Annotated in this window: 14 protein-coding genes; 6 read left to right on the top strand and 8 right to left on the bottom strand. The window is 63.0% G+C overall.

Annotation, left to right across the window (positions count from 1 at the left end; all coding sequences use genetic code 11):
- Positions 1-6: 6 nt before the first annotated feature.
- The 6 genes from KB221_07395 to KB221_07370 all read right to left on the bottom strand — a co-directional run bounded on the left by KB221_07395 (position 7) and on the right by KB221_07370 (position 7,107).
- The gene (locus tag KB221_07395) at positions 7-525 is read right to left on the bottom strand and encodes a hypothetical protein (protein WIY70838.1); all 519 of its coding nucleotides are present in this window, start codon (positions 523-525) and stop codon (positions 7-9) included.
- Between the two features lie 217 nt (positions 526-742).
- On the bottom strand, positions 743-3,007 hold the full coding sequence (locus tag KB221_07390; protein WIY70837.1) for an EVE domain-containing protein: 2,265 nt from the start codon (positions 3,005-3,007) through the stop codon (positions 743-745).
- A gap of 25 nt (positions 3,008-3,032) precedes the next feature.
- Positions 3,033-4,256 (bottom strand): hypothetical protein, encoded by a 1,224-nt coding sequence (locus KB221_07385; protein ID WIY70836.1) that lies wholly within the window; start codon positions 4,254-4,256, stop codon positions 3,033-3,035.
- 89 nt (positions 4,257-4,345) lie between these two features.
- Positions 4,346-5,578 (bottom strand): MBL fold metallo-hydrolase, encoded by a 1,233-nt coding sequence (locus KB221_07380; protein ID WIY70835.1) that lies wholly within the window; start codon positions 5,576-5,578, stop codon positions 4,346-4,348.
- A gap of 2 nt (positions 5,579-5,580) precedes the next feature.
- Positions 5,581-6,558, bottom strand: coding sequence for a hypothetical protein (locus KB221_07375; protein WIY70834.1), 978 nt, complete (start codon positions 6,556-6,558; stop codon positions 5,581-5,583).
- A gap of 18 nt (positions 6,559-6,576) precedes the next feature.
- Positions 6,577-7,107: a hypothetical protein gene (locus KB221_07370; GenBank protein ID WIY70833.1), complete on the bottom strand. Its 531-nt coding sequence runs from the start codon at positions 7,105-7,107 to the stop codon at positions 6,577-6,579.
- 228 nt (positions 7,108-7,335) lie between these two features.
- Between KB221_07370 and KB221_07365 the strand changes: the two genes are divergently transcribed.
- Positions 7,336-9,564 carry a hypothetical protein gene (locus KB221_07365; protein ID WIY70832.1) on the top strand — a complete coding sequence of 743 codons (2,229 nt, stop codon included), beginning with the start codon at positions 7,336-7,338 and terminating at the stop codon, positions 9,562-9,564.
- Between the two features lie 242 nt (positions 9,565-9,806).
- On the opposite strand, the gene KB221_07360 is transcribed toward KB221_07365, so the two are convergent.
- Positions 9,807-10,859, bottom strand: a complete 1,053-nt coding sequence (locus KB221_07360) for a CapA family protein (protein WIY70831.1) — start codon at positions 10,857-10,859, stop codon at positions 9,807-9,809.
- Positions 10,860-11,114: 255 nt separating this feature from the next.
- Between KB221_07360 and KB221_07355 the strand changes: the two genes are divergently transcribed.
- The 5 genes from KB221_07355 (at position 11,115) to KB221_07335 (ending at position 20,057) form a co-directional block, all read left to right on the top strand.
- Entirely contained in the window at positions 11,115-13,994 is a 2,880-nt protein-coding gene (locus KB221_07355; protein WIY70830.1) for a TonB-dependent receptor, read from the top strand.
- 15 nt (positions 13,995-14,009) lie between these two features.
- Positions 14,010-15,620: an AbgT family transporter gene (locus KB221_07350; protein ID WIY70829.1), complete on the top strand. Its 1,611-nt coding sequence runs from the start codon at positions 14,010-14,012 to the stop codon at positions 15,618-15,620.
- Between the two features lie 56 nt (positions 15,621-15,676).
- On the top strand, positions 15,677-17,488 hold the full coding sequence (locus tag KB221_07345) for a CocE/NonD family hydrolase (protein WIY70883.1): 1,812 nt from the start codon (positions 15,677-15,679) through the stop codon (positions 17,486-17,488).
- 3 nt (positions 17,489-17,491) lie between these two features.
- Positions 17,492-18,442, top strand: a complete 951-nt coding sequence (locus KB221_07340) for a LysR family transcriptional regulator (protein ID WIY70828.1) — start codon at positions 17,492-17,494, stop codon at positions 18,440-18,442.
- 322 nt (positions 18,443-18,764) lie between these two features.
- Positions 18,765-20,057, top strand: a complete 1,293-nt coding sequence (locus KB221_07335) for a sugar MFS transporter (GenBank protein ID WIY70827.1) — start codon at positions 18,765-18,767, stop codon at positions 20,055-20,057.
- A 52-nt stretch (positions 20,058-20,109) separates the two neighbouring features.
- Here the strand turns inward: KB221_07335 and KB221_07330 are convergent, their stop codons facing one another.
- Positions 20,110-21,312, bottom strand: a complete 1,203-nt coding sequence (locus KB221_07330; GenBank protein ID WIY70826.1) for a cation:proton antiporter — start codon at positions 21,310-21,312, stop codon at positions 20,110-20,112.
- Between the last annotated feature and the right edge of the window lie 46 nt (positions 21,313-21,358).

The raw sequence follows: 21,358 nt of genomic DNA, 5'->3' as shown, positions 1-21,358 counted from the left end.
TCAGCTCTATTTATTGAGGTCGAGCACGACGTCGCCGGCGCGTACGTAGCTGCCAGTCTCGTCTTCGACGATTTCGACGTCACCAGCGCGAATGCGCTCGCGAGCGACAGTGGGTGCTCTGGTGGCGCCGTTGGCGACCACAGGCGAATAGTTGGAGCGTATGCGAGCAAAGGCGTCGCTTGTTCTCACGCTCTCGAATGCGGGATCGGCCAGCGCCGAGCGAGGATCGGCTAGTCCGTTGTCAACCGCACGCTGAAAAGCCGTTGCAGCGTTGCCAGAATTGCCGAGATATCCCTCGGCCCGAGCGGCAAGAAGGTGAACCTCTGCTGCCGTTGGGAAGGCGGCCTGAGCTGCTTTTGCGAGCGACGCTGCGTCACCGTAGTTTTTCTCGGCGATGGCAAGCTGAATGCTCGACACCGTTTGCTGCAGGTCGGCTTGAGGTTGCTCGTTAGCTGGAGGAGAATTTTCGCGTTCTTGCGCGCATCCTGCACCGATGATCGAGAGCACCACCAACATGGCGGCCAAGCGCTTTCGCGCGGCAGTTGATGACATAGCTCCCCCTAGCCGGTTTCCCCGAACCGTTACAGTTCAAGTCTAGGTTGGCGGACTGTGGTTATGCAAGCGACATTGCGCAGCGTGCTCGCTGCGAGATTTCTGAGCTTCTCAAGTCAGTGCGCTTTTCGCCATCCACACCAAGCGCCCCTCCCCCTCGATCCGTCGCACCTAGAGTGCTGAATGCGAACTACAGCACCGCTGATTTAGGCAAGCTCAGCACTCTACCGTCGATCGTAATCTCAAAGGTCGATGGCTCGATCCGAACCTCGACATCTCCATAGTGCAGCTGGCGATGGTGATTGGCGCAGGCGGTCAAAATGTTGGACGCTGCAAGAGACCCGACTTGCCCGCGCGACACCGGCATAACGTGATGGGCCTCGACATAGGGGGCACCGGACCGTTTTCGGAATCCGATTGGATCGGCGCCAAGCGCTTCGCAGACTTGGCAGCGATAACCGTTTCTCTTCTTCACAAGCGCACCGATAGGGCCCCGCTCGATCGTGCGACTAACGCGATGCTTCACCTCGGGGCACGCGGATTGGTACCTCGCCTCAAGGTCTGAGAGATCATGAGGTTCTACGGGTTCGGTAGGTACAGCTGCAGCGGCGTCTTCGACCGAGACGCTCAGCAGGTCGAGGACAGCTCGGAAGTCGGATTCCGAGATCGGAAATGAAGCCGCCTGGAACCCATTTAACAGCAAGGGCGAGAGCTCACTGGCGTCTCGCTTCAGCTGTTCGATCGTAAGCGGCGCTTCAGCGAATGATCGCAGGTAGCGGATGTTGACTGTCGGCCAACCTGGTTCGCGCGCCTGGCCTTCGGCCCAATAGGGTTCGGAAGCGCCTATGCCGTCAAACGCTTCACTTTCAACCTCACAGAGCGCGTAGATCCCGGCGTCGAGGCGCGGCTTCCCTTGTCGTTCCGCGTTGGTGCGCTGATCTACGCCCACTCTGACGATGCCGAGTTGCCCTGGTGCAAATCGCTGGCGATCCGATGGCCTTACCCCCCAGGTGTCGCGTTCAATCCCAGCGGCCAGAAAACGGTCGATATTCCACTTTTTTGGATTGCAGACGAAGACCCAGTACGGAACGACAGCCGACGATGACGGCACCAACTGGATGCTCTGACGGATGTCCTCCGCCGCGCGCCCGAGCGCAACGAGATCCGTTGCGAACTCTTCCCAGAGCACCGCCTCTAGCCGGTTGCCCCGCGTCAGCCCGACCCGCCCGTCTGATGTGTATTCGGGGTCGAAGCTCCGAAAATTCATGAGCTTCATGTGCACGCCATTTGGATTTCGAAAGTCGCTCTGGCCTGCCACCCCTCGTGAAGCAGCCAGCTCCGCGAGGACAGTCGACAACTCCAGAATGCGATGATCCGTCTTTCCGAAGGCCGAGCCGGTAAGCGAGAAATACAGTTCGAGTGCCAAGATAAGTTCGTCGCGAGACCAAACCGGATTGCGAGAACCAGCAGCATCCTGACGCGTCGAGGCTTCATCGGCCGGATTGTCCTCTCCGGCAGTATCGGGCGCTAAGCCTTCCGCCCAGGCTCGCACAGCGCTCTCCTCTGTCGCGATCGACTCCTGCCAGGCGATATGCGCCTGTCCCGGCAGGGCATTGGCTTCGGCTCGTATGAGGTCGAAGTCAGCGTTCGACCAAGCCCGGGTGTTTGCCGCAAGGCGCATGGCTTCGACGGGATACCGCCAATCCCGGTCCTTCACTCCCCACGCGCGTGCAAACGCTTGCTCTGCTGTGAGACCAAGCGGCGGCAGTCCGGCGCGATAACATGCAAAATCCAGGCGTGATTGCAGGTTGCCATACGCTCGGCCGAAGACCTGCAGATCCGGCCATCCCAAAGCGGCAGCCCCCTCGGCATTCGTGAACGGCGCTATTCGCCGATCGGGGCCCCGGCGCGACATCAGCCAGTCAAGCAGTCGGTCGGTCTGCTCTTGAATCGGAGTTCCGCTCTTAGACGGGGCTTTCGGCAGGGTGTTGGGCAGGCCTAAGGTTCGGCGTGCATTCCACAGGGCCCGGCTGGAAAACTCTTCCGGATGATCAAGGATGATCTGCTCGTAGGACAGCTCATCGAGTCCAGCTTCGGTCAGCGTTTCGAAACCGGCGGTCGGTCGCACCTTGTCTACGGCCGCTTCAGCGGCGGCAAGAAGGCCGCCTCGATTCTTGATTTGTCTGATGGTGAGGTTTGCGTTCGTGCCCCCTCTCACCTTCAAGCCGATGTAAGCTGAAACTGCTCTAACGATCCGTTCTTCGGCGGCAGTCAGCGTGTCCAAGGGCCAATCGAGTTGCGCTTTGAGATACTCCCGCCCCAGCTCAATCGCACGGTCATTCAGCAGACTTTGCAGTTCTGGTGTTAGCCGCTCGCTATTGCTCGCATTCAGTTGGATCTGCGCGAGACCGGCCAGCGTAACCGTGTTTTGAACTATCCGTCGAACTTGATCCATTTGCTCCCCTGCACAAACCAAGCCGTCAGCTCTGACTTGTAGATTGGTAATCGGCGACCGCTGACCGAACGCGCGCGCGCGTCACGTTCACGAACGCATTCACGCGTTCGGCCAACCACGCAAACGCTGCTTTTCGCACCTGCGAATCCTCCAGCGAGCCAAACACCTTCACTTCGGCTATCGTTGGCCGACCATCGCGCTCGATGAGCCTTGCATCACCGCCAAGTTCAGCTTGAAAATCTGGCCATTGGTCGACGAGCGCGAACATTGCGGCCTCCCCTGCAGTGTTTCTCGAGGAGGAAACGAAGACACCCACTTCGCCGGCTTTCATGCTGCGATAAACCGTCAGCCAGCAGTTCCCGCCCGGAGCTGGCAGAGAGAATGAGAGGTACCCCAGCTTCGCTGGTTTGGGCACCAACTGCTCTGGGTCGTCCAGTTCAAGTCCGTCCAAGAACTCTGCCCAAAACCGTTGTTGGGCATCCGAAAGAGCTGCACGATCGGGGTCAACCTCACGGCCGGCTGCGACCTGGTCTTCGGCGAGTGCGTAACCGTCTGGGAGCGATACGACCTCTCGAACCATGATGTGCGTTTTGGCGAGCACTCTCGGCGCGACGATGCGATCGCCGCCCGGCAATACGAAGATGGGCAGTTCGACCAGGCCCAACGAGAAGTGTAGCCCGGCATGACGCTGCAGATACTCGCTTATCGCTTCTACACCTTCGCGAATCCCATCGCCGACGATCAGAAGCAGAAAACGACCTCGCCGTAGGTTGGCCGTCAGCGCGTCATTGAACTGTATCTCGTCGACGCTTGGATCGGTCTTTCGAACGAGCTCGAGCAGCGAGTTGCCTTCGCGTTTGAGACGCCGATTCACCTCGCGCTGCAGATCAGACGACGACCAACGACTCAGCTCTTTGGCATAATCGAGGATCTGCCCGACGACTTCGCGCCGCCCCTCGGGGTTTCGCCAGAGCTTGCACTCGACGAGCACCGGCAATCCTGAGGCGGTCACCATGAAGTTGTCGATCGGGCCGGCTGGCGTGTTGAGCTCAGTGCAAATCGGGACCGGATTGACGAACAGCGGGTCGATTTCGGCGATTGGGAGGATGGTCGGGTGGGCGTGGACCAAGTTCTGAATCTCGGCCTCGCTGACCGAGTTGTCGCCGCTGCGGAAACCAAGCGGCCGCAATGCGATCGCCGGCGTGTTCCCGCTCGGCAAAAGGACAGGCGTGCTGTGTTGACGCGACATTTGGCTTCCCTGTCCCTCAGTCTTCTGCGCTTCGACTTCGCACGCTCAGTGCGATTGACTGATTGTACACTGAGCGACGGTTTCGGCGCTCAAAGCTCGAGCGGTTGACCGTCGACAAGACGCGTAATCGGCGGAAACCCCTCAACGTCGGTGTCCCACGCAACCCCGTGTATCGGCACCATCGTCTTCGGTTTCATCGCGTTGGCAAACGCACGCAGATCAGACGGTGACGCATGACCGCTGGTGTGCAGATGTTTGGCGGCCGCGCCTCCCTGGTCGAACCAGTTCTGTAGCCGTTGGCCGTCTTCGTTCTTGAGATAACCGCGCCACATCGCGTAGCTCCACGCATCGTCGGCGGTCGGTGAGACCCCAGCTGGTTCGTAGTCTTTGATCAGCGACGGTCGCACCATGATCACCCATTTCTCAGGTGATGCCGCGAGAGCCTTGGCCGAGATGCCGTTGCCTGCCATGCGCGTCACGAACACCTCTTCGCCCTTGCGCTTGTAGAGACGCGAGAACGCGCTGGTGATGACCACTTTGATCGATGACCAATCCGGTTGCGGCAGTCGCCCATGCGCCGCGAGCGCGTCGAGCACCTCAGCCGTGTAGAGGTCGATGACCAGCGTGCGTTTGGTCTTCAGACACGCGCGATAGAGCGTCACCGTGCGGTCGATGTTTTGCGCAGACCACGCGACAAACACCCTCCCCTTGGTCGCCCGAAACAGCGCGACGTAGTCGTCTTCGAGGTCGGTCTCGGTCATGCACTGTTTGTCGCTACCGAGGTTGGTGCCTTCCATAAGCAGCACGTCAATATCGGGAGGCGGCGACCCCATCAAACGCTCGACCAGCTTCGACTTGCGACCGTGTGTTCGAAAATCCCCAGAGTAGAGCACGCGTTTGCCCGCCGCTTCGATCAGCAGCATGTGCGCATCAAACGCTGAGTGGTCGGTCAGATACGGTGTGACCGTGAACGGTCCGATCTGGTTGGCCTGCCCCGTCGTCCATGAGCGAAAGTCGCGCTGCATTGGTTTGCCGAAGATGCTCGCCGTCAGCTGCATCAGCCGCTCAGTCGCCGCCCCGCTGTAGACCGGCCAGTGCGCCGGTGTTTCCTCGAGCAGACCGTAGTGGTCCTGGTGGGGGTGAGAGACCAGCACGCCGTCAAGCGGTCGGTCGCGGTCGAGAGTTGCGGGTAGGAGTCCAACTGCATCGTTTGGCGCGTCGAGCGGTCGGCCGACGTCGAGAATGATCCTGCCCTCGGCGGTCGAAAGCTCGATGCAGTTGCCACCGATTTGGTCAGTGGCGCGATGAACGGTCAGACGCATGCTCAGACCAGCGCTCCGAGGTTCATTGCATCGCTCGCATTGAGCACGGTCATTTTGACCTTCTCTCGGTCCCGAAGCCGATCATTGTGTCGCTTCCAATGAGCTTCGCTGTAGTCGCCTCGACGCACCACAACGAGCGTCGCTTCACGCGCCACCTTCAGCGGTTCGCCGCGCGCCACACGCACGATGTTTGCACCGAGTTCGAGCTCGCCTCGCACCTTCGCGGCCATCGCGTTCAGCTCAACCAATCGCTCAGCTGTTGATCGATAAGCCACGGCAATCGCTTCGCAATGCCCCTCCTGGTCGAGGTACCGCTTATAGTCGCCAAGTTGCCCGACGACCTTCGGTTGGCCTTCAGCCGCTTGGCAGCGAATGCGACCGTCATCGATCGTTTTCACCTCGCCGAACACGACAGTCAGAGCGCCCCCGACGTCCTCGATCGTCACTAGATCCATGCGCGGAGCACTCTTCACCTCGCCCCACGCCGGCAACGCCATTTCAAGATCCAAGACATTGCCGTTTCCCGAAACATCGAGCAGCCGATCAATGAGCGGTTTCTCGCCGTCAGCGACTGTGAAGTGATTATCGATGACCTTGATCCATGCTCTGAGCGAAGCCGAGCCCACGTAGGGCCTCGACGGCAGTCCGCGGTGGACGAGTTGGTTGTCGACCAATCGTGCATAACTCAGCTTCGGCAGCTGACGCTCTTCGTCGTCGATGACGTACTTCGCATGAACTGACAGGGTCGGGCGGCCGCCTGCGTCAAACGCGACACGCGCCACCGACTGACCGCGACGATAGAGGTTGAGGTAGCCGTTTCGGACTGCGAGTCTGAGACCATCGTCAGCGGTTTGGTGGCCACTCGGCCGCCACAAGCTCAGCAGATCTCGCCACCAATGGTTCGGATCGTCGGTCGCCTCGCGAAGCGCCTGCATCTGCGCATCACTCAATGAACGAGCGAACGACTTTGAACTCGGCATCGTGATCTCTTTTTCAGGTCAGTTCAGGTGTTCATCGCCAACGATGACGCAGCGAGCAGCATCAATCGTGAAGCGTCGGCGCGCGGCGAGCAGCACTTCGCCGTCGTCGAGCAACTCCGATGCGATACGCACCAACCAGGTTCGGATGTGCGGGTCATAGGCGACATGGCCACGCGGCCACTCGTTTGAGCTTCTACCTTCGACGGTGCTGCGCTGATGAGGTGTCAGGTGCTGGTCGCCCGATAGTAACTGGCTCCAGCAGGCCTCGAAGGTCTGCGATGGATGGAGATCGAGATAGAGATCGTCGATTAGTTCTGCCTGGCTGAACGGGAGACGGTAGCTGACGATCTCGGCCTCATCGTTCAGCGAAGGGATGACCCAAAAACGACCGACGAAGTGAATGCTGGACGACCAGTTTAGCTCGCTGTCAGCGGGGATCGCGACGCGACCACACGCGATCTCGGTCAGCTTGTAGTGCAGGTTGGGATCTACCGAGGCGTCGCGGTCTTCTATGAAGTCGCTATCGATCGACGTCTCGCGTTCCGGCATGAAACTCCCCCTGGCCCCATTCAATCATAGATATTCACTTCAGCTATCGAGAAGTTGCCAAGCGCGCTGAATTTATTTGAACTCAGCGCATCATCCAGCTGCCCTTGAAGCAGTGGTTTTGGCTTGATCTACACTGATAGCGGTCTCGGCCGCCTGCAGTCCCGTGAGCGCACGGTGAGAATCGTATAGGTCGCTCGGCCCGACCACGCCCTCCCCCTGCTCTCGCCGATGACTGTCCGCCCTGAACGCACGCTCGCAGACCGCTTGCGCACCTATTGTCAGACCAAGTTTGCGAAGACCTTAGACGCTAACCAGCGCGCTTCGCTTGAGCGCTTTCTGCTGCTGCTGATCGACCAAGGTTCGCACGCGCCGGCGAGGGGCAAAGGGATCGACTGGCGCGTGGTGTCGCAAGCCGCTGAGTTGCCCCTCGAAACGGTCAAACTGCTTTCAGCTCAAATCAAACCCGCGCTCGACGCGATCGCTCGCGCGTTTCCATTTGGCTCGCCGTACCGCCTTGAGCGTCGAGTCACGGCGCCATCAAGTACACAGGCGCCGACGCCTCCCAAGCCGACCCCAGCCAAACGCGGCCGCAAACCCCGAGCCGTCATCGAGTTTCCTGAGCCTCTGACAACCGATTGGCGCGACGTCGACGATTTCGCGACCGCCCTGCGTCTCCAGATGACCCGCCACGGCGACACGTCTTGGTCATTACATCGCGCCCTGGTCAGACCAAGCGAAGCCTTTGACCAACGCACATTCAGAAGCTGGTCACAGGGAACCCGCGAACCGCGCCGAAACGAAAGTCGCGACATGCTCGCGCGCATCGAGCGTCGGTATCGCCTTCCTGACGGCTACTTCTCTGAAAAGCTCGGTCACAAGTCGCGTGCCGTAACTGGTGCGCCACTGCCCAACATCGCGTCGAGCGAGCAGCGCCGGTTGGCTTGGCATCTGCCTGCTGATTTTCGGCGTCGATCTGCGGCAGAGCAGGCGGAAATCCTGCATTGGGTTCGCACGGTGGTGATCTCGGGCAGCACCGACTATCGGCGGTATCAGGCCGCCGCCGCCAAGCATCGGTTCGCTCTCCGCTTCCCCGCCCATATGCATGGTCAGGTCGGGCGCGAAACCTCCGGCCCGAGAGCCAGCCCCCTCGATGCACCAACTGCGTTGGCCAACGAAATGAATGCACTACTCGAGTTCAAGACCGCCCCTTTGACGGCGCTTGGCTATCAGCGCAGCGGCGTCTGGGGGCCAGAAACCGCGGCTCAAAAGGTTGAGCATCTGTCTTTGCTCTTCGGTGCCTTGGCCGCACCCGCCGATGGAGAGGTCAAAGGCCTCGACATGCCCAAGCAGCAGATGACGTTCGCAATGCTAGCGTTTCCAGCCGTTTGGGACTGGTACTTGCGATGGCGCTATCAGCGGAGGGGGTTCTATACGGCTTGGGAACTCAACATGCTGACAGTGGCGATGTCGCTGGTTCGCAAAGACACCGGCTGGCTCCGCCAGACCCCAGCCCTAGCCCGTCAGCTCATCGCTTTCCCAGGCTTGATCAACGAAAGCGACATTGCCGCTGCGCAGGGTGATTGGGCTAGTCAGTGTGAGCGTCTGTTCGAATACGCGCGCGCGACCAGCAAAGAGATCAGCAGGATCTGCCGCGTGCACCGCGACCCGTTTGAGCCAATTCTCCCGGTACTCGAGGCTGACAGCCCGCTGCGAGAGTACCGCAAGATCACCGAAGAGATCCTCCGGCTAATGCCAAACGAGCAGCACTTCCCGAAAGCTGCCGCCGAGGCAGTACGGTCCTTTTTGATCCTTCGGTTCGGCCTGCATACCGGTCTACGCCAGAAGAACCTGCGTCAGCTGCTGTTCTGCCCTAAAGGCACCCTGCCCCGCTCGGAGCGAGCGCTCGCCGATCTCAAGTGCGGCGAGCTGCGCTGGAGTTCGAAAGAGTCGGGCTGGGAGGTGTTCATCCCTTCGGCTGCGTTCAAGAATGCAGACTCGTCGTTCTTTGGCGGCAAGCCCTTTCGTCTGGTCCTTCCTGATCTCGGAGGGCTCTATGAGCACCTCGAAGCGTATCTCGAACGCCACCGGGCCCGCTTGTTGAATGGGTGTGCGGACCCCCGCACGCTCTTCGTAAAGAGCGCTTCCTCGCGATCGCGCGACGCTGCGTACAACCAGACCACTTTCTACGAGGCCTGGCGGCTGACCATTCAGCGGTACGGCATCTACAATCCATATACCGGTCGCGGCGCAATCGACGGCCTTCTGCCGCATGGTCCCCATAACGTGCGGGACGTGTTGGCAACCCATGTGCTCAAGCAGACAGGCTCCTACCAACAGGCGAGCTACGCCATCCAGGACACACCTGAGATGGTCGCCAAACACTATGGCCGGTTCCTGCCCGAGGATAAGTCAGCGCTGGCTGCGCAGATTCTCAACCAGGTTTGGAATGCAGCCTGACAACGCCCAAATGCGTTAGTCAGTGCGAGAGAAAGCTGAGCAAAATCAGGAGCGTTTTGTGATCTTTCAGTCTGCTAAGTGCACTGCTTTTCCTAGCTAAAAGCAGTTCCACCCTGTCCGCCACGCACTTCCTGGATAACCGCCGGGTCCTTTACACCTTGGGAATAGCCCCGCCATGGCCGCGCCGACCGGAGAAGATCTGTCGCTGGACTGACAGCACAGTCGCGCGCCAGACGACCGCGTCAGATCGGACTGACCAGAGCACCGACACTGCCTGACGGGCTAACCCTTCCGCCCAGGGCACGGGACAGCCGGTCAAGCCGGGACAGAATGGCAGCCGCGGCCTGGGGCCCGGCCAGGCTGGGGAAGCCGCGGGTGCTCAGGTCATTCTCGCCCCCAAGGCCGGTCTCGTTCATGGTGACAGGGACGAGAGAGGTTCGCAGGGTGCCGTCGGGTGCGCGCTCGACCTCGGCGATGACGCTGGTCCAGGCATCGGGAGGATAGCTGCCCGCCACCTTCTCTGTCTGGAAGATGAAATTGCCTAGGCCGTAGAGCAGAGGCTTGCCCCGGTACAGACCGACGCCCTGTGGCAGGGGGGAACCGTGACCGGCGAAGACGTCGGCGCCGGCATCGACGCAGCGACGCGCCAGCTCCTCCTGCCAGCCGGGGACGAGGGCGTTGTCCTCCTCCCAGTCGTGGTTGTGATGGCAGGCGATGACCAGGTCGGCCCGGGTGGCCGCCTCCCGGATCGCGGTCAGGATCCGGGACTCATCGCCCGGGTCCGGCACGCCATCCGCGCCTCGGCGCAGCTCGTTGACGCCCGGACGCGTAGGGGTGGCCATCCCCCCCTCGCGAACCTTGCCGGTCGCGAATCCGACGACGGCCACGCGTCCGGTGACCGTCGGGAGGTAGGCGGGGGCCGAGGCCTCGGCGAGATGGCTGCCGCTGCCCGAGGTGACCAGACCGGCGGCCCGGATCGCGGCCAGGGTGTCGAGGATGCCGCCCGCGCCGAGGTCAAAGGCATGGTTGTTCGCCGTAGTCAGAAGGCCGACATCGACGGACTTGAGCGTCTCGATGATCTCGGGCCCGGCGGCGTGCAGGGTCAGGAGCTCGCGTGTAGGCGCTCCGGCCCGCGTCCCCCGGATTACGGTTTCAAGGTTGGTGAAGACCGCGTCGGCACCGGCCAGCCGGGCGGCTATGGCAGACCGGCCCGGCCATTCCGCCTCGGTCGCCGCATGTTCGATCAGGGCCTGGCCCAGCAAGGCGACCCGGAATACTCGCCTGGGGCGCGGCAAGCCTGCGCAGCTGGCAAGGCCAAGAACAGCCGCGCCGCCGATGATCAGATGTCGCCTGTTGGGGCCCATGTCGCGCCTCCTGCTCCGGCAGGACCATACTGACATCAATCGGAACAAGCCCAGACCATGCGCCTGACGTATGGCCTGATACGGTGAAGCCATGCCGTTGCGAAGCCATGACAACGCCTGCCACTGTTCCTTCAGGGGAGCCGCAGGGCGCGATCGCCGGCGGCCGGACATCGGGGACGATCAACCATGACCAATACACGCAGCAGGGCCGACTGGCTCTCGGGCAGCGCCGTCGCGGCCCTCGCAATCGGCCTGATGGCCCTGCCATCGGCCGGGTGGGCCCAGGACGCCTCCGAACCGGGCATAACCATCGACGAGGTCGTGGTCACCGGCTCGCGGATCCAGCGCCGTGACGCCGATGCGGTCGGTCCCCTCCTGACCCTCACGGCCGAAGACATCCGAAACTCGGGCGCTGTTTCGGTCGGAGACCTTCTCCAGCGCCTGCCGTCGGCGGGCGTCAGTTTGAACAGCAACGGCACCCAGGGCACGTCCTACGGGGCCTCATCGATCAACCTCCGCTACCTCGGCGGTGCCGAGGGCAGTGGCAACCGCGTCCTCGTCCTCGTCGACGGACATCGGTGGGTCGACGGCGTTGGCCAGCGGGGCTTCCGCGACTTTGTCGATCTCAACACTATTCCGCTCGGCATGATCGAAGGCATTGAGGTCCTGAAGGACGGTGCCTCTGCCATCTATGGAGCCGATGCGATCGCCGGCGTCGTCAACGTGCAGACCATCCGGGACTTTGACGGGGTGCGGCTGTCGTCCCGAACCGGCATCACCTCGGAGGGCGATGGCGAACAGTACTCAGCCACGGCCAATTTCGGACGCCGCTTCAACAGCAGCGCGGTGATCCTGTCCGCCAGCTACGCCCGTGAAGACGCGATCCTGACCTCCGACCGGGAACTGACGACGCTCAGCCTGGTGCCCCTGACTTCACCCGGCACCAGCCCCCGGGGGCTGTTCGTCCTGCCGGGGCTGTCCAACAATGCCTACTTCGGAACGGCTACGGGCTTTGGCTCCAGCACCACGCCGGCAACAGCGGTGGGGCTTGGCACCTACGGCGTCGGTAGCCTCGCCGACGACAGCTTCCGAACCGCGGCCCTGCCGACCGACTTCTACAATACCCAGGCCCAAGGCATCTATTCGGCGGGACCGAGCGAGCGCTACGGTGTCTACGGCCGGTTCCGGTCGCAGCTGTCCGACACTGTCTCGGTCCAGCTGGAAGGCCTTTACAACCGACGCCAGTCAAACCAGCTCTTCTCCCCGGTACTGCTCGACATCGGCGGGACCTCGGGAACGATCCGGGGCTTCTCACTGGCCAACAACCATCCGTTCAATCCTTTCGGCACGGCAAACGGCGTGCCGATCGCCAATGCCCTGACGTTCGCTTCAACCCAAGCCTGGCGGGTCCGCAAGGTCCTGACCGACCTCGGCAACCGTGACAACATTCAGGACGTTGAAACCTACCGTCTCGCCGCCGGCCTTGAGGGAACATTCAATGCCATCGGTCGCGACTGGTCCTGGGACGCCTTCGCCAGCTGGTCCAAGAACGAGATCCAGTCCTCGGCGCTGAACGGGGTCAACTACGAGAACCTGTTCCGGGGCCTTGGCAACCCAGCCAACTGCCTGGTGTCGGCCGGTTGTGTACCGATCAATCTGTTCGGGCCAATGACGTCGGAAATGGCGGACTACATCCGCTTCACCACTCGGGAATTCAACTCAACCGAGATATTCGACGTGACCTACAATATCACCGGCGACCTGTTCGAGCTTCCTGCCGGCCCCCTGTCGGTCGCGGCGGGCTACGAGTACCGCAAAAACAAGGCGACAGACCGTCCTGACGTCTATGCGAACTCGGCGCCTGTGCTGTTGTCGAGCCTCTATACGACGACGACCGCCCAGACCCGCGTGCCGACCGTTGGCGAGTATTCGCTGCACGAGGGCTACGTCGAACTGGCCATCCCGGTGTTCGCGGACATGCTGCTGGCCCACCGCCTCGATGTCAGCCTGGCTGCGCGCTACTCCAGCTATGACACCGTCGGCGATGCCACGACCTTCAAGGCGGGCGTGGGCTGGCGTCCGGTCGAGGACCTGCTGATCCGGGGGACCTATTCGCAAGGCTTCCGCGCGCCCTCGATCCTTGAACTGTTCCAGGGCGGCCGCGAAGTCAGCGTGCAGGCGATCGACCCCTGCAACGGCGGCGCGGCGGCCCGGCCGACCCTGCCGACCCTGCCGGGCTGTGCCGGCATCCCGGCCAACTACAACCAGGCCAACTTCAACCTGAACGGTCTGATTCCCGGAGTGACTTCAGGCAACACCCAGCTCGAGCCCGAGACCGCGGATACCTTCAGTGCCGGCTTCGCCTTCCAGCCCAGCGCCATTCCCGGGCTGACGCTGACAACCGATTGGTACGACATCACCATAAGTGACGCGATCGCCTCCCAGGCCGCAGCCCAGATTCTCGGCCTTTGCGCGGCCCGAGCCGGGACCTTCTGCGATCTGGTCGAGCGCGATCCGGCGACCGGTGCGGTCACGCGCTTGACCCAAGGTGCCCAGAACCTTTCGGAGATCCGGACGTCGGGCATAGACGCCACGCTGCGCTATGAGTTTACGACCGACATCGGTCGGTTCGCTGCCGTGCTCGACACCTCCTATCTGGAGGAATTCACCACCGTAAGCCCCGACCCCACCGGTGGGCCGGACATCCTCGACGAACGCGCCGGCAAGGGCGACCGCGCCCGCTCCACCTATCCGCACTGGAAGGGCCAGAGCTCACTGCGCTGGAGCGACGGTCCGTGGATGGCGCTCTGGAGAGGGCGCTACATCGGCGAGACCACAGACATCGTGAACACAGTGAAGGACGCGACGACCGACGCCATCTTCTATCAGGATCTGGAAGGCAGCTATTCGTTCGACCAGTACGACGCCACGGTCACGGTCGGGGTCAGCAACCTGTTCGACGAACAGCCACCAGCCTCCTATGCCAATGCGCCGATCAACTACGACATCTACACCTATGACGCCCGCGGTCGCAGCGTCTATGTTCGCGTCGGACTTCAGTTCTAGGGTTCAGTCGTCACCATGACGGACGCCGCCGACCCCGCCCCAGGTTCCGGGCCAGCCCTCTCGCCAAGGCGGGGGGGCTGGCTCGACCGGATCGAACGCCTGGGCAATGCCCTGCCGGATCCGGTCTTCATCCTCGCGGGCTGCATTCTGGTACTGGTCGCGGTGTCGGTTGTCGCCGCTGCGGCCGGCTGGGGCGCGACCAACCCCATCACCGGCGAGCGCCTCGTCTCCGTCAGCCTGCTCTCGGGCGAGAACATCACCCGCCTGCTCGTCGAAATGCCCCAAACCCTGACACGGTTTCCTCCACTCGGGCTTGTGCTGACCGTGATGCTGGGGGCAGCCGTGGCTGAACGCTCCGGCCTGTTCGCGGCCCTGCTCGGCGGTGGGGTTCGGCGGCTGCCTTCGCCGCTGCTCACGCCTGCTGTCTTCATCATCGGCCTGTTTTCGCACCATGCAGCGGACGCGGCCTATGTCGTCCTGATCCCGCTCACGGCCCTGGTGTACGCCAAGGCCGGTCGTCACCCCCTGGCCGGCGTGGCCATTGCCTATGCCGGGATCTCGGGGGCCTTTGCCGGCAACATCATTCCTGGCCAGTTCGACCTTCTGATGCTGGGCATCACAGCTCCTGCTGCGCAGCTGATCGATCCCGCCTACGGCGTCAATCCACTGGGGAACTGGTGGTTCACCCTTGCGATCGGCGTCCTGTTCACACCGATCGCCTGGTATGTGACGGATCGCATCATCGAGCCCCGCCTCGGCCGTTGGACGGGAGGCTTCCCCGACGGCGTGGAGGAAGCGGACGCGCTCGGCGTCCTCTCTGGCGCTCAGCGTCGGGGCCTGATCTGGGCGGGCGTCGTAGCCATGGTCGTCGTCACCGTCTTCGCAGCCCTGGTGCTTTGGCCGGGCGGTGGCCCATTGCTCGACATGTCCGAGCAAGGCCCCAGACGCCTTGCCCCCTTCTATGGGTCACTGGTCGCGGCCTTCATGATACTCTTTCTCGGATGCGGCTGGGCCTATGGCGCGGTCTCGGGCACCATCCCGTCGCATCGAACTCTCATCAGGATGATGGCTGAGGGGATGCGCGATGTGGCCCCCTACATCGTGCTGGCCTTTTTTGCCGCCCATTTTGTCGCCCTCTTCGCCTGGTCGAACCTCGGGCCGGTACTGGCGGTCAACGGTGCCGACGCCCTGAGGGGGCTGGATCTGCCGAGGCCGTTGCTGCTCGTTTCCTTGCTCGGAATGTCGTCAGGGCTCGACCTTCTCATCGGTTCAGCCTCCGCCAAATGGAGCGCCATGGCACCCGTCGTGGTGCCGATGCTGATGCTTCTGGGCGTATCGCCGGAGATGACTACGGCCGCCTACCGGATGGGCGACTCGATCTTCAACATCGTTACCCCGCTGGCCAGCAATTTCCCGCTGGTTCTCATCATCTGCCAACGTTGGCAGCGGGATTTCGGGATCGGGTCGATGATAGCCCTGATGCTGCCCTACAGTGTCGCCTTCGGCCTGGCGGGGATCGCCCTGGTTACAGCCTGGGTCTCGCTGGCCCTGCCGGTAGGCCCCGGGGCCCCGGCCACCTACAGCCCCCCCGCTGCGATCGTCCAGTCCCAGGTGGGGCCGTCGTGACCCTCGCGGCGATCCCTGCAGATCCCGAGGTCGCAGGAACGGTAGTCCGCGACGTCATGGTGCCGATGCGTGACGGCGTCCGCCTGGCGACCGACATCTATCTGCCGGCGGGCCCATCCGGACCCCGCAGTGTGATCCTGGAGCGAACGCCCTACAACAAGACCGGCACCAGCCATGCGGACCGGACCCGTGCGCGACTCGAGCCCTTGTCAAAGCCCGAAATCGCGGCCCAGTTCGCTCGTGCCGGGTATGTCTATGTCCTGCAGGATTGTCGGGGCCGTTATGGTTCCGGGGGCCGCTTCTCCAAATATCTGAATGAGGCCGAAGACGGCTTCGACACCCTGACCTGGCTCGCGGACCAGCCCTGGTGCGACGGTCGCATCGGCATGACCGGACTGTCCTACTCGGCGCATGTCCAGGCTGCGGTCGCGGCCCTCGGCCATCCTTCGCTGGCGGCCCTTTTCATGGATTCCGGGGGCTTCTCCAGCGGCTATCACAGCGGCATTCGCCAAGGCGGAGCCTTCGAGCTGAAGCAGCTTACCTGGGCCTATCGGCATGCCCTGCTCGCACCCGCCACCGTGACTGATCCGGTCCGTCGCACGGCCCTGGAGGCACAGGACATCGGAGCCTGGGCCCGGGTGAACCCCTGGCGGGCCGGCCACTCGCCCCTGACGAGCGCGCCCGAGTACGAAGATTTCGTCGTCGGTCTCTGGTCGCGCGAGACCTTCGGTCCGTTCTGGCAACAGCCCGACATTTGCGCCGCGGCCCACTACGACCGGTTCAGCGATGTGCCCATGGTCTTCATGAGCAGCTGGTATGACCCCTATGCCCTGTCCGCGACCGATAACTTCTCTGCGCTCAGCCGGATGAAGACTGGACCCGTGCGGCTGGTGATGGGCCCCTGGACCCATGGCCAGCGCTCGGTCAGCCATGCAGGCGACGTGGACTTCGGCCCGCACGCCACCCTCGATGGGGCATTGGCCGAGGACTATGTCGCCCTGCGGCTGGCGTGGTTCGACAAGCATCTTCGGGGCGACCGCCCGGCGGTCGAGCCTCTGGGCGCACCGGTCCGTCTTTTCGTCATGGGCGGCGGCTCGGGACGCCGAACGGCAGGCGGCCGACTGGACCACGGCGGGCGTTGGGTGGAGGAAGCCGACTGGCCGCCGCGCGCAACCCTTCCCACCGCCTATCATCTGTCGGCAGATGGCGGGCTTACGACCGCCGTCGCGGCACCAGGCCAATGCCACTGGCACCATGACCCGTTTGAACCGGTGCCGACCATCGGTGGAGCGGTGGCCTCCGGTGCGCCCCTGATGGAAGCGGGCGGCTTCGACCAGCGCGAGACAGAGGCGCTGTTCGGCGCGACCTTGCCGGGCCGGGCACTGGCGGACCGCGACGACGTTGTGACATTCCAGACCGGGCCCTTGCCGGACGCGGTCGAAATCACCGGTCCGATCGTGGCCCACCTGTGGGTGTCATGCACGGCCGTCGACACCGACGTGACGGTGAAACTCGTCGATGTCTATCCGCCGAGCCCCGACTACCCCGAAGGCTTCGCCCTGAACTTGACCCACGGCATTCTGCGCCTACGCTTTCGGGACGGCTTCGACGCGGTGCGTCCTATGCGACCGGGGGAAGTTTATGAGGTCGAGATCAGGGCTTTCCCTACGGCGAACCTGTTTGCCGCAGGACACCGCATCCGACTGGACATCGCCTCGAGCAATTTCCCGCATTTCGACGTTAATCCCGGAACCGGTGTTCCCGCGGGAGAGGCGAGCGACCCGGTCCTCGCGGTCTGCACGGTGCATATCGGCCCGGACACGCCGTCGCGGATCCTGCTTCCGGTCCGGCCTGCCCGTGATGAGTGAGCGATGAGCGTCGCCACGGAGCAGGCGCACCATCCACTTCGGCTCAGGGCGCTGAGTATTTTCAGCGCGATAGTCCGCCTGGGTTCGGTCACCGCCGCGGCCCGCCAGCACGGCCTGAGCCAGCCCGCGGCAAGCCGGCTTCTTGCGCAGCTGGAGAGCGATGTCGGGTTTGAACTGTTCCACCGCGATCGTGGGCGCCTGATTCTGACAGCCGACGGTCTCCTGATGCATCAGGAGGTCGAGAGAGCCCTCGATACGGTCGAGCGCGTCCAGTCCCTCGCCCGCGACATCTCGAGCTTTCGCGTCGGTCATCTGCGACTGGTGGCACCACCCAGCCTGCTCGAAGCGGTTCTGCCGGACCTGATTACCCGGTTTCTGGCCCGGTATCCTCAAGTCCACCTGTCGATCGACTCCCACGGGGTCGAGGTCGCGAAGGCCATGATCGCATCCCGGGCGGTCGACGCCGGCTTTGTGAAGCTGCCGCATAATCGGGCCGATCTGCACGCCGAAACCGTTCTGGAAAGCGAGACGGCCTGTGTGCTCGAACGATCTCATCCCCTGGCGGATCAGGAAACGATCGACGCCGCCGATCTGCGCGGCGTGCCCCTGATCCTGCTGGGCCAGGGCCAGAGGTTTCGGGGGCAGGTCGAGACCGCGCTCGCCGATGCGGGCGTGGTACCCCGGGTGAAGGTCGAGACCCACACGATCGCCTCGGCCTGCGCCCTTGCGGCACGGGGCGTCGGGGTCGCCATCGTCAATGAAACCCTGGCTTCAGCCTATGTGCGTGAGGGCACCGTTCTGAGACGTTTCACGCCGGGCATCCGCCACGAATATGGCTTTGCGACCTCTGCCGGTGCCGAACGTAACCGGCTCGCGGAAGCCTTCCTTGCGGTGCTACGGGCGGAGAGCAATCATTTCTTCCCCCGGAAGGCAGATACCCAGGTCGGCTCATAGGCTCGCTGGAAACCAGGCTTTCGAAGGGGTCTGACCGGCCAGCCGGCGCCGGGCGGAGACGAGTTGTAGCCGGACTGACAGCACCGCCACGCGCTTCCTCGATAACCGCCGGGAGACGCGAAGCCAACGCACACAACACAGCTTCCCGGCGAGCATAGGCTTTGCATTGGTGATCGGGCGTCGGGTGACGGGCACCATCCGCGGTAACCCAGACTGATTGTTGCAATTCCAGATCGCGCGCGCCTAGAATGACAGCGCTGTCATAACAATGCGACGTCTGCCGGATCCACCTGCGGGTGCTCCATTGCCTTGAGGGAAGACAATGACCGAAACCGCTCCGCAGTCTGCACGGGTCGCCCAGGGAACAGGCACGGCCTTCGCCTATGTCACCACCCTGTTTTTCGCCTGGGGCTTTGCGACCTCCCTCATCGACCCCCTGATGGCCGCGACCCAGCGGGTCTTCGAGCTGACCTATACCGAGACGACCCTGGCCGCCTCTGCCTGGTTCATCGCCTATGCGGTTGTCTCGGTGCCGGCTGCGGGAGTGCTATCAAGGCTGGGCTACAGCCGCGCGGTCATCGCCGCCCTGGCGACCATTGTGGGCGGCTGCCTGATCGTTCCGGTGGCCACCATCCTCGACTGGTATCCGGGCGTATTGCTGGCGTTGTTCGTCATCGCCTCTGGCGTCACCCTGCTGCAGGTGGCCGCCAACCCCTTGGTCGCGGGCCTGGGGACTGCGACGGGGTCGCACGCCCGGCTCAACTTCTCCCAGTTCTTCAACTCGCTGGGCACCACACTCGGACCGTTCCTCGGCTCGTCCGTGCTGCTCACCGGCGGCGTGTTTGCGGCCGGTGCCGTGGTCACAGAGGTCACAAGGGCGGAATCCCTCCGCAGCATCGACTTCGCCTTCCTCGCCCTGGGCGGCTTCTTCGCCTTCATCGCCGTTTTCATCTTCACGGCACGCAGGAAGATCGACGCCGCCGCGGCCGGATCCAAGGTCGAAATATCCTCGCCGCTCAAGGCCTTCAGCTCGAAATGGGCCCTGTTCGGTGCGGCCGCCATCTTCCTCTATGTCGGATCTGAAGTGACGATCGGCGCCCTGCTGACCAATTTCCTCAACAGTCCCAATATTCTCGACATTCCGCTCGAGCAGGCCGGAAAAATGGTCAGCTTTTACTGGGGCGGGGCCATGGTGGGGCGGCTGATCGGCAGTGCGCTACTGACCCGCATCAAGCCCGGTGTTCTTCTGGCGATATGCACCGTCATGGCCGGCGGTCTCTGCTTCGCCGTAACCCAGACGACGGGCGTGACCGCGGCCTATGCGGCCATCGCCATCGGCCTGTTTAACTCCATTATGTTCCCCACCATCTTCACCCTGACCCTGGAGCGGTCCTCGGCGGCTCCGTCGGCCACCTCTGGCCTCCTGTGCACGGCGATCGTGGGTGGCGCGGTACTGCCGTGGATTGGCGGCATGGTCGCCGATGGATCGTCGACCATGAACCCCGTCTTCTATGTACCGCTGGCAGGCTATGCCCTGCTCACCGTCTTTGCGGTGGTATGTGCACGGACGTCAGCGTCGAACAGCGTCGACGCCAACGCTCCGGCACCGCACTGAATGCGAACCCGGACCGCAGCGGGTGCTGCGGTCCGGGGACGGGACGATCCGGTCAGCCTGGCGGATGCTGCCCGGGCTTCAACAGCTGCGTCACCATCGGAATGGTGAGCATCGTCGACCCGACAGCCATCAGCAGCAGGGCGGTGAAGGCGTCATTGGTGATGATCTGCCTGTCCAGAAGGATGTTGGCGAAGATGATCATGATCAGGGCCTTGGTCTGCAGCAGCCAACCAATCACTGACGCCTCGCCCTTCCGCCATTTGAGGATGCGGCCGGCCAGATGAACGCCTGCCAGCTTCCCGGTCACGGAGGCGAACAGAAGAACGCCGGCTGCGAGGAATACTGCGGTTCCGCCGACGTCCCACTGGGTCCTCAGGCCTGTACTCAGGAAGAAGACCGGCATGATGGCCAGCAGGATATGATCCCGAAACTGATCCATTTTCGTGCGGTCGAACCAGGACTGGTCCAGCACCACGCCCGCCAGAAAGGCGCCAACCATGAAATGCAGGCCTGACCAGTCGCCCGCGAAGCCGCACGCCGCCAGCCAGATGAGGCTGACATACCAGCGGTCCGGCTCGGGAATGCGCTTCATCAGCGACCGGATCGCGATAGCGGCGACGGTGAAGGCCACGACGAAAATCGCCTGACGGCCGAGACGATCCCAGTCGAGCAGGATGAGGGCCAGGACTCCCCAGATCGCGATGTCGTCCAGGCTTGCGTAGCGCAATATCCGCTGACCCAGCGGCTGTCTCAGGATCTCCAGCTTCTCCATGAACAGCATGAGGATCGGCAGGGCGGTAACGGCACAGGCCATGCCGATGCCGAGCACCACCTGCCATTCCTGCCCGCCCGGGCCAGCCCAGCCCGGGAACCGGAGCAGACCGATGGCTGCGACCGCACCGAAAGCCAAGGGTACCACAAGGGACAGTCCGGCCGTCACCCCTGTCTCGATCCGGTATTTCCAGGCGTGGCTGAGGTCCAGCTCCAGTCCGGCGATGAAGACGAAGATCATCACCGCCCACCAGGCGACGCCGTTCAGTGCACCGATCACCTGGGGATTGAATACAGCCGCATGCGCGTCCGGAAAAATCGCGCCGAGCACGCCCGGTCCCAGCAGGATGCCGGCGATGATCTGAACGACGACCAACGGCGCGTAATACTCAGTCCGAAGGCCGCGCCAAATCAGATAGGGCACACTGAAGATGATCAGCATGGCGATGAGAAAGAGCTCCGCCGTGCTCGTTATGTGGTTCATTCCGCCCCGCCCGATGCATCTTTTCGCATGGCTACAAAGATCCGCT

The organism is Aquidulcibacter paucihalophilus, assembly GCA_030285985.1.
Lineage (GTDB): Bacteria > Pseudomonadota > Alphaproteobacteria > Caulobacterales > Caulobacteraceae > Brevundimonas.
The sequence above is the reverse complement of the archived record's forward strand: the minus strand, read 5'-3'. Positions and strand labels throughout refer to the sequence as shown.

Excerpts from the sequence above, each read along its gene's own strand:
- KB221_07340 (WIY70828.1), top strand. The coding sequence starts at position 17,492 with ATGAGCGTCGCCACGGAGCAGGCGCACCATCCACTTCGGCTCAGGGCG.
- KB221_07370 (WIY70833.1), bottom strand. The coding sequence starts at position 7,107 with ATGCCGGAACGCGAGACGTCGATCGATAGCGACTTCATAGAAGACCGC.
- KB221_07345 (WIY70883.1), top strand. The coding sequence starts at position 15,677 with ATGGTGCCGATGCGTGACGGCGTCCGCCTGGCGACCGACATCTATCTG.
- KB221_07380 (WIY70835.1), bottom strand. The coding sequence starts at position 5,578 with ATGCGTCTGACCGTTCATCGCGCCACTGACCAAATCGGTGGCAACTGC.
- KB221_07365 (WIY70832.1), top strand. The coding sequence starts at position 7,336 with ATGACTGTCCGCCCTGAACGCACGCTCGCAGACCGCTTGCGCACCTAT.
- KB221_07330 (WIY70826.1), bottom strand. The coding sequence starts at position 21,312 with ATGAACCACATAACGAGCACGGCGGAGCTCTTTCTCATCGCCATGCTG.
- KB221_07375 (WIY70834.1), bottom strand. The coding sequence starts at position 6,558 with ATGCCGAGTTCAAAGTCGTTCGCTCGTTCATTGAGTGATGCGCAGATG.
- KB221_07390 (WIY70837.1), bottom strand. The coding sequence starts at position 3,007 with ATGGATCAAGTTCGACGGATAGTTCAAAACACGGTTACGCTGGCCGGT.
- KB221_07385 (WIY70836.1), bottom strand. The coding sequence starts at position 4,256 with ATGTCGCGTCAACACAGCACGCCTGTCCTTTTGCCGAGCGGGAACACG.
- KB221_07335 (WIY70827.1), top strand. The coding sequence starts at position 18,765 with ATGACCGAAACCGCTCCGCAGTCTGCACGGGTCGCCCAGGGAACAGGC.
- KB221_07355 (WIY70830.1), top strand. The coding sequence starts at position 11,115 with ATGACCAATACACGCAGCAGGGCCGACTGGCTCTCGGGCAGCGCCGTC.
- KB221_07350 (WIY70829.1), top strand. The coding sequence starts at position 14,010 with ATGACGGACGCCGCCGACCCCGCCCCAGGTTCCGGGCCAGCCCTCTCG.